Annotated in this window: 11 protein-coding genes; 6 read left to right on the top strand and 5 right to left on the bottom strand. The window is 57.3% G+C overall.

Annotation, left to right across the window (positions count from 1 at the left end):
• Positions 1-108: 108 nt before the first annotated feature.
• From MK208_RS17950 to MK208_RS17925, 6 genes are read left to right on the top strand one after another with little or no spacing between them, the layout of a single operon-like run.
• On the top strand, positions 109-1674 hold the full coding sequence (locus MK208_RS17950; RefSeq protein WP_294118866.1) for an ABC transporter substrate-binding protein: 1566 nt from the start codon (positions 109-111) through the stop codon (positions 1672-1674).
• A gap of 4 nt (positions 1675-1678) precedes the next feature.
• Positions 1679-2449, top strand: a complete 771-nt coding sequence (locus MK208_RS17945; protein WP_294118864.1) for an ATP-binding cassette domain-containing protein — start codon at positions 1679-1681, stop codon at positions 2447-2449.
• The gene (locus MK208_RS17940) at positions 2436-3218 is read left to right on the top strand and encodes a dipeptide/oligopeptide/nickel ABC transporter ATP-binding protein (protein ID WP_294118862.1); all 783 of its coding nucleotides are present in this window, start codon (positions 2436-2438) and stop codon (positions 3216-3218) included. The genes MK208_RS17945 and MK208_RS17940 overlap by 14 nt, the downstream gene beginning before the upstream one ends.
• Positions 3215-4162, top strand: coding sequence for an ABC transporter permease (locus MK208_RS17935; protein WP_294118860.1), 948 nt, complete (start codon positions 3215-3217; stop codon positions 4160-4162). Before MK208_RS17940 ends, MK208_RS17935 begins: the two co-directional genes overlap by 4 nt.
• On the top strand, positions 4159-5007 hold the full coding sequence (locus tag MK208_RS17930; RefSeq protein WP_294118858.1) for an ABC transporter permease subunit: 849 nt from the start codon (positions 4159-4161) through the stop codon (positions 5005-5007). Before MK208_RS17935 ends, MK208_RS17930 begins: the two co-directional genes overlap by 4 nt.
• A gap of 18 nt (positions 5008-5025) precedes the next feature.
• A complete protein-coding gene (locus MK208_RS17925; protein WP_294118857.1) occupies positions 5026-5916 on the top strand; it encodes a DMT family transporter in 891 nt (296 codons plus the stop codon).
• 417 nt (positions 5917-6333) lie between these two features.
• Here MK208_RS17925 and urtE read toward each other — a convergent pair whose 3' ends face one another.
• From urtE to urtA, 5 genes are all read right to left on the bottom strand, one after another.
• The gene (gene urtE, locus MK208_RS17920) at positions 6334-7029 is read right to left on the bottom strand and encodes an urea ABC transporter ATP-binding subunit UrtE (RefSeq protein WP_294118855.1); all 696 of its coding nucleotides are present in this window, start codon (positions 7027-7029) and stop codon (positions 6334-6336) included.
• Position 7030: 1 nt separating this feature from the next.
• The gene (gene urtD, locus MK208_RS17915; protein WP_294118854.1) at positions 7031-7771 is read right to left on the bottom strand and encodes an urea ABC transporter ATP-binding protein UrtD; all 741 of its coding nucleotides are present in this window, start codon (positions 7769-7771) and stop codon (positions 7031-7033) included.
• Entirely contained in the window at positions 7768-8997 is a 1230-nt protein-coding gene (urtC, locus tag MK208_RS17910) for an urea ABC transporter permease subunit UrtC (protein WP_294118852.1), read from the bottom strand. The genes urtD and urtC overlap by 4 nt, the downstream gene beginning before the upstream one ends.
• 190 nt (positions 8998-9187) lie before the next feature.
• Positions 9188-11155: an urea ABC transporter permease subunit UrtB gene (urtB, locus tag MK208_RS17905; protein ID WP_294118850.1), complete on the bottom strand. Its 1968-nt coding sequence runs from the start codon at positions 11153-11155 to the stop codon at positions 9188-9190.
• Between the two features lie 62 nt (positions 11156-11217).
• A complete protein-coding gene (gene urtA / locus MK208_RS17900) occupies positions 11218-12498 on the bottom strand; it encodes an urea ABC transporter substrate-binding protein (protein WP_294118849.1) in 1281 nt (426 codons plus the stop codon).
• Positions 12499-12847 lie beyond the last annotated feature (349 nt).

Here is a 12847-nt window from a genome sequence, read left to right as displayed (position 1 = left end):
ATGTGGTGCAGCACAAAACCTACGCAAACAGTCGGATTAATATTGATATGATATAACATTTATCATAAGGGGAGTTTCATCATAAACTTGGTTCAAGGGAACTCCATAGTGTCGATTGTATCGCCGAAATTTGGCCGGTCTTTGTCTGTATCTCTATTAGCAATTGCCACATCCATTGCCTCCCTTTCCGCCACCCAGCTTGCAGCAGAAAACACCATGGTTGTTGCTGCGCCATTTGGCCCGAAAAGCAGCATTCCTGACCCGCGCGCGCGCCAGAACGGTTGGTTAAGCAATCGCGCAGGGGTATCTGAAACCCTGATTGGTCTGGGCTATGACATGTCGATGCAGCCACGACTTGCTGTGTCTTATGAAAACCTGTCCCCGAACGAATGGCAGCTCACTTTGCGTGACGGTGTGACGTTCCATGATGGCACTCCCGTGACCGCACAATCCGTCAAAGAGTCGTTTGCCAAACTGGACGTCGAAGGCCATGCGGCACACAACCCGCGCCTGTCCAAGCTTCTGGGCATCGCCGATATTCAGACACCTGACGACAAAACGCTAATCTTCACCACCAAAGAGCCGAACTCCGCGTTCCTTTGGTCCCTGACCGAGCCATCTGCCGCCGTAATGAAAGAAGGCACCGACGCGCTGCCTTTGATCGGCACGGGCCCGTTTGTCTTTGTGAAGGCAGAGGCGGAGAAATCTTATGAGGTGAAAGGCTTTGCCGACTACTGGGGCGGCGCGCCGAAATTGGACAAATTGAAGATCGACGCAATCTCTGATCCGTCTGTGGCCGCACTGGCGCTCCAGGCCGGAGATGTGGATCTGGTCACCAACTATCCCGAGCCGGATTTCGCCAAATTGAAAGAAAGCGGTGAAGGGCAATTGTTTGCGGGCGCCACAACCCGTTTGTTCTTTTTCCAACCCAACATGACCGATGGCCCATTGGCAAACCCCGCGTTGCGCGAAGCCGTGTCGCTTGGGCTGGACCGTGAAACCATCGTCGCCGCTGCCCTTGTTGGCGTGGGCGGCTCCCCGGCAAACGCCCTTTTCCCTGCCAATATGGCGTCATGGGCCAACGCAGATCTGTCTCTGCCTTACGACCCAACGAAGGCGGCTGAAGTGTTGGATGCGGCGGGTATCACAGACTCCGATGGCAACGGCATTCGCGAACTGGACGGCAAAGACGTGGTGCTGAAACTGCGCAGCTATGAAGGGCGCGCGGCCCTGCGCCCAACGTTGGAAATCTCACAAGTACTGTTGCAGCAGATTGGCCTGGGTGCAGAGATCGCAATGGGGGAATTCGGCGCAAACAACGACGCGCTGAAAGCGGGTGAGATCGATCTGCACCTGCAAGCCTGGGGCACCGCACCACAAGGCGACCCGGACTATTTCCCAAGCACGCTGGTTGCAACCGGCGCTAGCTACAATGTGTCCGGCTACTCCAACCCGGAGCTGGACGCGCTCTTGGAAAAAGGCCGTGGCCTGTTCACAACAGAGGAACGGCAGCCGATCTACGCGGAAGTGCAGGAGATCATCAACCGTGACCTGCCTGTGATCCCCGTGTTCCACAAAACGCAGGTGTCTGTGGGCAACGGCAAGGTGGAAGGCTACCAAATCCACCCGGCTGAGACCTATTTTGCCTCACCGGAGTTGGCGATTGCCAAGTAAACCCATGTCGCTTTTGACAATTGATGCCCTGTCTGCCGCGATTGGCAGGCAGGGAGTCCTGCACGACATCAATCTCACGCTTAACGAAGGTGACTGGCTCGCCGTTGTTGGTGGCTCTGGCGCGGGTAAGTCGACTTTGCTGCGGTTGATTATGGGTCTGCGCAAACCGGCTCGGCCATCGGCAGGACATATCACCTTTGATGGGCAACACTGGAATTGCACCGCGCACTATGCTCCGGATCGCAAAGGGATCGCCCTCGTTCCCCAAAGCCCCGCGCATGGGTTTGATCCCCTGCGACGGCTCCGCTGGCAATGGCGACAGGTCGCCAAGCGAAAATCCCCGTTAAGCGTTGCCGAGCAAGACGCAGTGATCTCCTCACTTGGCTTGCCTTCACTTGACGAAAGCTATCCACATCAATGGAGCCGCGGCATGCAACAACGCCTGCTGCTCGCCATGGCGTTGATTGAACAGCCCAAGCTGTTGATTTTGGATGAGCCCACCTCCGCCTTGGACCCATTGATTGCCGCGCAGGTTCTGGAAAAAGTGCGCCAGATTTCGAAGGCACAGGGCATCTCTGTTTTGATGGTGACCCATGACCTTGGCATGGCCGCCCAATTTGCCAGCCACATCGCGGTGATGGCGGAAGGGCGCCTTGTGGAAACTGGTCCAACTGAAGCCCTGCTGTCTCAGCCACAAGCTTCCTACACAAAAGACCTAGTAGCGCATCGCCATTGGCAAACCACCACCGAGGACCTGTGTCGTGCAGCAGAATAAGCCGCTGATTTCTGTGTCCAACTTGCAAGTGTCTATGGGCGGCAAACCGCTTCTCTCGAACGTGTCGTTTGACCTGAGCGAAGGCGAGATGCTCTGCATTGTTGGGGAAAGCGGTGCGGGCAAATCCACATTGGTCAAAGCCCTGCAAGGCATGATGCCCGGACACTGTGATCGCTTCACCTATGCCCCCTCCAGCACCGAGGTTTGTGGCGCGATACCTGCAGGACTTGGATTGGCTCAAGCCCGGTGGGTGATGCAAGATCCACTCGCCGCACTAAACCCGCGTCAGCCCCTTGGACGGTCCATTGCAGAGAGCCTGCACAAGGAAAACCTCCCAAAGGACCAACTGCGCAAACGCGTGCTTTCGGCGCTGGATGACGTTGAACTAACAGCCGATTTTTACGACCGCCTGCCGTCCCAAGTGTCTTTGGGGCAGGCGCAGCGGGCCTGTTTGGCTCGCGCACTGATCGCGCAGCCCAAGCTGATCTTCTTTGACGAGCCGCTCAGCGCGCTGGATGCTTTGGTGCAGAAAAAGATTGCCCAAAGGATGGAAAGCCTGCGCCGGGCCACAACCACGACCTACATCGCCGTCACACACGATCTTGGCTTCGCAGCCGCCTATGCCGACAAGGTGCTGCTGCTGCGCGATGGCACCGTCTCGGCGTATCAATCTCGCACGGCCTTTTTTGCCAACCCGCAAAGTGACTACGCCAAAGACTTGGTCGCTGCTGCGCAAAGCCTCGGCGCACTCCCGGAGGCCGCCGCATGAAAACGCTTCTCATCCGATTTGCCGGCCTGTTGGCGGTCCTGTTCGGGATCACCCTGATCACCTTCACCATCAGTTACTTCGCCCCCGGTGACAAAGCCGAGGCAATTGCCCATGCCCGCTACCCGGGTGATTTTGGCATCGCGCCAGAGGTGCTGCAGGGCATCCGCGAGGAGTTCAACCTCGATGCGCCGTTCTTTTCCCAATACACCCATTGGCTGGCAGACGTGATGCGCGGAGATTTCGGCGTTTCTTACTCATCACGCACTTCAGTTTGGGTGATCTTTGTCGACAACCTTGGTGAAACGGTCACGCTCACGCTGACCTCGTTAGCCATTGGGCTGGCTGCGGCGTTCTTGCTGTCCGCTTTTGCGGTTCGCTATCCAAACACCATCTGGGATCGCGGCGCGGTGATTATCTCTTCCATTGGCGCCGCGATGCCGAGCTACTGGCTTGCCTTGCTGCTTATTCTGGGCGTGTCCGTGTACCTCGGCTGGCTGCCCGCCTATGGGACCGGCACTTTTGCCCATCTGATCCTGCCGGCTGCAACGCTGGCCTTCTGGGTCATGACCTCGCAAACCCGCCTTCTGCGCACTTTCATGCTGGAAGCCTACAACCAGCCGTTTATCGAAACCCTGCGCTTGCGCGGCATACCCGAGCGGGAGATCTTTTCCCGCCATGTCCTGCGGCATTCTTTTGTCCCGACGCTCACTATGATTGGCCTCGATATGGCCAGCCTGCTCGAAGGCGCCATCATCGTGGAACTCACGTTTTCCCGCTCCGGTCTTGGGTCTCTGCTGGCTGGCGCGGTGCTGTCACGGGATCTGCCTGTCGTGATGTTCCTCGTGATGTTCTTTGCCACCGCTTATGTGGTCATCAACTCCGTGATTGATGGTGTTCAACACCTCTGCGACCCACGCAATCTAAAGAGGGCGAAAGCATCATGAGCCTGAGCCAGTCGATCAGCATTTCAGATAGCCACCCTGCGGATCCCTTGCGGCAGTTCACAAAGCGCGTTGGCGTGGCGACGCTTGTCCTCTTGGGATTGTGGAGCCTCGCCCTCTGGCTGACACCCTATGAACCCGCCGCCGCTGACTTTCTCAACCGGCTGGCACCGCCAAGCGCCGCGCATTGGGCTGGCACAGACCACCTTGGGCGCGACATTGCCACGCGACTGCTCTACGGTGCGGGATGGTCGCTAGGACTGTCACTTGCCATCTCACTAACAGGATTTGTGGTCGGCACCGTGGTTGGCATTCTCGCCGCCCGCTCTGGCCCGGCGGGCGACTTTGCCGTCATGCGCGTGACCGACAGCTTCTTTGCTTTCCCCGAGTTGATCGCAGCGGTGACCTTCGCGGGCCTGTTTGGCCCCAGTACTTCCAACCTTGTGATCGCGCTAATGGTGGTCAGCTGGATGAAATTCGCCCGTCTCGCCCGCGCGCTGACACTCAGCCTTGGCGAGAGCGATTACATCACCCAGGCGCGTTTGAATGGGCTGAGCAGCCGGTTGATCCTGTGGCGACACCTTTTGCCAAATATCCTGCCGTCCCTATTGGTGCTTTGGACAAACAGCTGGTCGCGCACCATTTTGTCGGTCTCCGGCTTGAGCTTCCTTGGATTTGGCGTACAACCGCCGTCAGCCGAGTGGGGCGCCATGCTGTTGGATGGCAAAGCCTACATGCAAACCGCACCGCACATCATGATTTTCCCGGGCCTCGCCGTTTTGTTGGCGGTGATGGTCATCAACCTCACCGGAGACCGCTTGCGCGATCTCATGGCAGGCAAAACCTAACCTAAAAAAGAGCTCGTTATGGATACGACAGGCATTGCGCTGCGCATTGGCGCCACGTTCTTTTTCACGTTGATGGTTGTCTGCGTGAAGTTTTTGTCAGGCACAGTCCCGCTTGGACAAATTGTCTTTTTCCGCAGCGCGGTGGCCTTGGTGCCATTGGTGTTGTTCCTCATGTGGACTGGCGACTTCCCCGGCGGGCTGCACACCAAACGCCCGTTTGGCCATGTCCTACGCTGCCTTCTGGGTTGTGCCGCCTTGTTCGCTTCATTTGCCTCACTGGAATACCTTCCCCTCGCACACGCCTCGATCATTGGCTACCTCGCACCGATCCTGGCGGTTATCCTCGCGCAAATGTTCCTTGGCGAACAGATGACGCCCGCCCGTTGGGGCGCAGTGGCGCTCGGATTCTTGGGCATGTTGGTGTTGGTTGTCCCACAAGCTTCCGCGACCAGTGTTGATACATCTTATCTCATCGGCGCGGGACTGGCCTTAACAATGGCCGTCTTTACCGCCGGTGCCAAAGTGCAAATCCGCAGCCTGGCGCAAACCGAAAACGCGGGCGCCATTGCCTTCTACTTTGCTGCTACGTGTTCACTTGCTGGGCTGATGACCGTTTTGTGGGGCTGGGTCGCCCCAACGCCAATGGCTTGGGTCTGGCTTTGCGGAGCTGGCCTCGCTGGCGGCGTGGCACACATCATGATGACGCTGGCCCTGCAGCACAGCGAAGTGTCCAAGCTGGCCCCGTTTGAATACCTGTCGCTGGTGTTTGCCGTGCTGGCAGACCTTGTGCTGTTTCAGATCGTCCCTGAAGCCGCGTTCTACTTGTCCACGACCCTCATCCTTGCGGCACTTTGGCTGAATGTCACGGAAGGAAAATCAAGCTCAAAAAGAGCCACCCAAGGCAATTGATTTAGGCAAAAACGGTGTGACATCTGGCGTCGAAACGAGTTTCCAATCCATAATCGACCCTTGCTTACAGTGGCGAACGCATATTGCAAACAGGTTGTGTGCCCGCCTCAAAACAATACTGGCAAACGACGAGGTCTCTTCGTGTGCCGGAAGCCCCCCCCTAACGGAACAAAGGCACGTCTGCATGGCGAACCCTTCGGACGCCAAAAGACGCCTCGTTTTTATTGGCAACAGCGCCTTCTCGGACCGGCCTTTGCTATCGCAATCTGATCGGGGCGTAGAGTTTTTGTGAGCCGAACTGTCAGAGACCCATCCAAGCCATTTGCTCATCAGTCCAATGATCCCGGCTTCAATGTCCCTATCGTTGGCCCCGCGCCTCTTCCGTCTCGAAGTCGCAAGAGAGAATACAATACAGGTTCATACTGAAACGGCGTCCAGAACCCCCTCTTTTGAGAGAGTTGCTTTTGTCCCAGATAACATAACCTCGCCGCGACGCAGGACAACAAAGCTGTCAGCGAGATCATAGGCAAATTCGAAGTATTGCTCGACTAGCATGATCGCCATGTCGCCCTTGTCGCGCAACAACTTAATCACCTCTCCGATTTGTTGGATGATATTGGGTTGAATCCCTTCGGTTGGTTCGTCCAGGAGGAGGAGCTTCGGGCGTGTGATGAGGGCTCGGGCAATGGCAAGTTGCTGCTGTTGCCCCCCAGAAAGGTCGCCCCCGCGGCGTCCCTGCATTTCCTTGAGCACAGGAAAAAGTTCAAACATCTCTTCCGGCACTGCGCGGTCCCCCTTGGGCAGACAGTTGAATCCGGTCTCCATGTTCTCACGCACCGTCAACAGCGGGAATATTTCGCGCCCCTGAGGGACGTAGGCGACACCTTTGTGGGCCAACGCCTGAGCTGGCAGCGGCGGCAGAGCTTCGCCATCCAATGTCAGCATGCCGCCAGAGCGCGGATGCGTCCCAGAGATGGCTTTAATCAGACTGGTTTTACCCACCCCATTTGTGCCCATGACACAGGTGACCTCGCCCTGTTTCGCTTCCATCGAGATGCCGTTGAGGATCTGGGAGTGGCCATAATGCAGCGTAATGTCTTCGAGTTTCAGCATCTTAGCGCTCCAGATAAACGTCGATCACATTCTGATCGGAAGTAACGTGATCCAGGCTGCCTTCGGCCAGTACAGCCCCTTCATGCAACACCGTGACTTTGCAGTTCAGGCGGCGGACAAACTCCATGTCATGTTCCACCACCACAACCGCGCGGGTTTTGGCGGCTTCCACCAAAATATCAGTGGTGTGTTCCCGTTCAGAAGGTGTCATGCCAGCGGCCGGTTCATCCACGAGCAAGAGACGCGGCTCTTGGGCGAGCAGCATGCCGATCTCCAGCCACTGTTTCTGGCCATGGCTCAATTCGCCGGACTTACGGCCCAACTGGTCTTTCAGCCCGATCTGTTCCGCCAGATCATCCACTTTGGCCAAATCGACTTTTGTAGGCCGATAGCGCAACACCGCCAGCCAGCCGCGGTTGTTCTTAAGCGCCATCAGCAGGTTTTCCTGTACCGACTGGTCCTCAAACACTGTCGGTTTCTGGAACTTCCGCCCTATCCCTGCCTGCGCGATCTTGGCCTCGTTCATGCGCAGCAGATTCATTGAGCTTTCGCCCCAGATCACGCGCCCTTCGTCAGGCCTGGTCTTGCCCGTGACGATGTCCATAAAGGTGGTCTTGCCAGCGCCGTTTGGCCCAATCACGGCGCGCATTTCCGCCTCAGCGATCTGAAACGACAGGTTGTTGATGGCACGGAAGCCATCAAAGGTGACAGACACACCCGATACTTCAAGCAGCGTGTTCATTGGCTGGCCTCCTGTTCGCGCAATGCCCCGTCATCTGGCCCCAGATCGGCCCCATGGCGGGATGGGCTGCGGCGCTCTGTGTAGAGATCGATAAGCCCCCCGATGCCTTTAGGCGCGAAAAGTGTGACAAGCACAAAGGACAGCCCCAAAAGCACCAACCACCAGTCAACCCATTTGACTGTGTAAAAACCAAGGTTGATGTCAGGCGCCTGCCCGCCGGTAAACCAAGTGGACAGCAGACTAACAAACGCGGCACCGATGATCGCACCGTAAAGCCGCCCGCGTCCGCCGATGGCGACCCAGACCGCGAGGTAGATCGACGCGATAGGCGCAATCTCCGCCGGATTGATGATGCCTGCTTGCGGGTAGTAGAGCGCGCCCGCGACAGCAGCGATGCAAGCGGTGAGCGTAAAGATCACCAGTTTGTACATCTCTACCGAATAGCCAAGGAAGCGCACGCGCGCCTCATTGTCACGAATGGCGCGCAGAACCGAGCCGAACTTGCCGCTGACGAGCCAAGCGCAGAGCACATACCCCCCACCCAGCGCCGCAGCAGACGCCCAGAAGAACCAGAGAGACACATAATCTTGGGACGCCGTGACACCGGGCAAATTTTGCAAACCGGACAGACCGTTGTTGCCGCGCAGACCGCTGTCGTTCTGAAACAGATAGAGCGCCAGTGCGAGGGTCATAGCTTGCGTCAAGATCGACAGATACACCCCGGTGACGCGCGAACGGAAGGCGAGCCAGCCAAAGACCAGCGCCAGTATGCCAGGCACAAAAACGACTAAGATCAACTGGATCACCAAACTGTCGGCAAAAGCCCAGATCAAAGGGAACTCGCTGCTCCCAACCACGCCGAAGATCTGATTGCCGACGGCGTCAATGACTTCGCCGTCGGTTGGGGGGATCTCCGCTTGGGCAAGACTGTCCACCACTATCAGACGCGTGCGCTCATACATGAGCCACATGCCAATCATGTAACCGCCCAGTCCAAAAAAGGCGAAGTGACCAAGGCTCAGGATGCCGGTGTAGCCCCAAATCACATCCATCGCGAGCGCGATGAGGCAGAGGCAAAGCGTCTTGCCCAACGTCTTGATGAAACTTGTGGAAATGCCACCAACGCCAAAGCCTTCGGACATCACCGTCACCAGCAAAGTGAAGAGCGCGAGTATCGCAAGGAAGACGAGAACCGATGGGTTCTTGGCAATAAAACTACGCTGCATCGGAAAATCCTCCTGCAAGCTGCACCTCCCGACCGAAAGCTCGGGCAGCCCCCGTACCGCCCCCCCACGGGGCGGGGGCTTCGTTGCAAGTATTGTGCGGTTTGAAAGAGGCTTGGCACTTCAAAGCGTTCCGTTGGCTGGACGCGCCCCGTGCGGTCCGGGGGCCGCCTTTGGCGAGAAATTGCATGGCTTATTCCCCCGCCGCGCGGCCTTTGAGGGCGATGATGCCCCGCGGCCGGAATTGGATGAAGATGATGATGAAGATAATCATGTAAGTCTGGGCGGCCAGCGTATTGGATGGGTTCATCCATTCGATGCCTTTCTGCAGGAAGCCGATCATCGCAGCGCCCGCAAGCGTGCCCCAGATATTGCCGACACCGCCGACCACGACGGTCATGAAGCTCTGCACGATGTAGTCGCTGCCCAGTTCTGAGGTCACCTTGGCAAAGAGGCCAATGGCCACGCCGGCAATACCTGCGATTCCGGAGCCCAACCCGAAAGTCAGCATGTTCACCTTGTCTGGATTGATGCCCATGGACGCCGCCATGCGCGGGTTCTGCGTCACGGCGCGGGTCTCTAGGCCAAGGCGTGTGCGCTTCATGATGTAAAGGAAAATGCCGAGGAAGATCAGCGCAAGGATGAAGATCGCGATGCGAATATAACTGATCGAGACCACGTCGTTCATCACCCACGCGCCATCCAACCAGCCCGGAGCGGTCAGAGGGCGCGCCTGTGTGCCAAAGATGTTTTTGGCCAGCTGTTGCAAGGCGATGGAAATCCCGAAAGTCGCCAGCAATGTCTCCAAAGGGCGGGCTTGCAACCAGCGGATCACAAGACGTTCCATGGCCACTCCGGCGGCAAAGGTCACAGCAAAGGCCGTTGGGATCGCCACGATGATCGACACCGTGTGATCCGGGATGAACTGCTGCACCACATAGCCCGTGTAGGCGCCCATCATGATGAACTCACCATGCGCCATATTGATCACGCCCATCACACCAAAGGTGATGGCGAGGCCAATCGCGGCCAAAAAATAGATTGAGGCGAGCGACAGCGCATCCAGCGTCAAATCAAGTGTTTGGTTGAGGCCAACCTTCAGTTCAATGTCCTTGAGTGCCTTTGCAGCAGCATCGGTGACAGATTTGGATGGCTCTGCATAGGCGTCAAAAAACACATTTACCTTCAGCGCGGAGTCAATCGCAGCCTCATCTACATAGGTGGGCACCTCGCCTTCGGCAGCCAGAACGGTGTAAGCCTTCAAGCGCGCTGCTTGGGTGTGCAGTGTCGCCACCGGCACACCGCCAACGCTGCCTCCCTCAATATGCTCGCCCAAGGCGAGGCGGATGTCATCAGAGGTCACACGCGCTGGCGCAATCCCTTTGTCAGCCAGCAAGTCATAAGCAGTGATCTTGTCGAAACTGTCCTGCCCCGGATGCAAAATCTGTGCGACATTCGCGCCTTCCGGAACCGCGCCAGCGGCGACTTCGCGTGTGGTGGTCAGAAGTGGGTTCAAAGTGGCACGCACGTCCACGCCAAGATCACCGGACATATCGGCAATGGCTGACAGGCGCGCGGTCTCGTCCGTGTCATAGCCAATGGTCAACAGTCGTTCGAGACGCTGTTTCTGCGCTTTGAGCGCTGCATCCGGCTCGCCATCGATGGACGCGCGCAAAGGGGCGAGCAGACTGGCCTCCGGGTCTCTCTCGATGGACAAAAGCGCGGCCTTGCGGGCTTCAATGTCGGGATCACTCAATTGGAATTGCACCAACGCCGTCCCAATCAGCGCACGGATGCCGCTGTTGGGTTTGAGCTGTTTCAGCTCTTTCTTGGGAAATTCTCCAACCGTTTCGCCGCTATCAAAGTCGGTGAGCGCATAGGTCTTGCTGTCGATCTTCTCGCCAATGAAAAACAGCCCGTCTTCCTTGCGCTGCCACATGTTCTTGGCGGCCCAAACCTCAAGAACGGTCTGCGCTTGGGGCAAACCAGAACTGGCCACAGCGTCAATCGCGGGCCCAATGGTCTTGCGCGAACTTTTCACAATCAGCGCCTGATGCTCTTGCAGGATTGGCTGGATAGCGGCGTCTTGCGCCTGCGCCCTGTCGGGCGAAATCAGGCAAGCGGCCAAGAAGGCAAGGCCTGCCAAGAAGATCTGTCTCATGTGAGGAGGTCCGCGAATTTAGTGAGGGGCCGCCACGTGAGGCGGCCCCAGTAGGTCTCAACTTAGTAGTTGGACAGCGTCTGAACGCAGGTTTTGGTCTCGGTGTTGTACATACCGCAGTCCAGCTCTTTCCAATCCGACATCAGCACAGCGGATTCTGGCAGGAAGTCTGTCCAAGCATCGCCCGGCACTTCGGAAGTCTGGGAAATGATGTCAAACTGACCGTCTTCCTGAATTTCGCCAATCAGAACCGGCTTCGCCAGATGGTGGTTTGGCAGCATCACGGCGGTACCACCGGTCAGGTTCGGGAATTCCTGGCCGTACATTTTGGAACGCACCGCGTCCACGTCAGTGGAGCCTGCCTCTGTCGCTGCGTTCAGCCACATGTTGAAGCCGATGTAGTGCGCTTCCATCGGGTCGTTGGTCACACGCTCTTCGCCCATGGTCGCCTTCCAGGTTTCCACAAACTCTGCGTTCACGTCGGCATCGGCAGACTGAAAGTAGTTCCATGCGGCCAGGTGACCCACGAGATTGGACGTGTCCAGACCGGCCAGTTCTTCTTCACCCACGGAGAAGGCCACCACAGGAATGTCATCCGCAGAAATGCCCGCCGCGGCCAGCTCTTTGTAGAAGCCGATGTTTGCGTCACCGTTGATGGTGGAGATCACGCCAACTTTTTTGCCGTCTGCGCCCAGTGCAACAACGTCCGCCACGATCTTGGACCAGTCAGAGTGGCCAAATGGGGTGTAGTTCACAAAGATATCGTCATCCGCGATGCCTTTGCCCTTCAGGTAAGACTCGAGAATATTGTTGGTGGTACGTGGGTACACATAGTCGGTGCCGAGCAAGGCGAATTTCTCAACGCCCAATTCGTCCAGGAAGTAGTCGGTTGCCGGGATCGCCTGCTGGTTTGGCGCCGCACCGGTGTAGAACACGTTTTTGGAGCTTTCTTCGCCTTCGTACTGAACCGGGTAGAACAGCAGACCGTTCAGCTCTTCGATCACTGGCAGCACCGATTTACGGGACACCGATGTCCAGTTGCCGAAGATAACGTCGACCTCGTGCACGGTCAGCAGCTCACGGGCTTTTTCGGCAAACAGAGGCCAGTCGGACGCCGGGTCCACGACAACCGCTTCCAGCTGCTTGCCAAGCAGACCGCCTTTGGCGTTCTGTTGGTCAATCAGCATCAGCATGGTGTCTTTCAGCGTGGTTTCAGAAATTGCCATGGTACCGGACAGCGAGTGCAAAACACCCACTTTGATGGTGTCTTCGTCGGCCATGACAGCGCCGGCGAGAGACGCAAAAACCAGAGATCCGGCGAGCGTGGATTTCAGAAAGGTCATTCTTTTCTCCTGGCGGGGCGGCCACGGAAGCGCTTGCACTCATGTGCCCGCTGCCATTACCTGATCCCCGCAACTTCGTGTTGCAAACCGTGTGGCGGCCGTGTCGAGGTCCAATTCGTCGGTCGTCACACACCCTCCGATTTCACGACACAGCGTCGACGGATGGTGGCTAGAGCGTTTCTTTATTGCTGCTTGGTTGGCAAACTCGCCGAGGCAAAACGCCCTCCCCCCGCGCTAGGTGCATAATTTTTGAGCTCTTTTTCTGACACGCGCATAAAAATGTGACGCCTGCAGCTGGTATTGCGACAGCATTTTGCCGGACGATTGAGCATTTAAAAAAAGGCCTGCC

This window comes from Shimia sp., assembly GCF_022448905.1.
GTDB lineage: Bacteria > Pseudomonadota > Alphaproteobacteria > Rhodobacterales > Rhodobacteraceae > Shimia.
The sequence above is the reverse complement of the archived record's forward strand: the minus strand, read 5'-3'. Positions and strand labels throughout refer to the sequence as shown.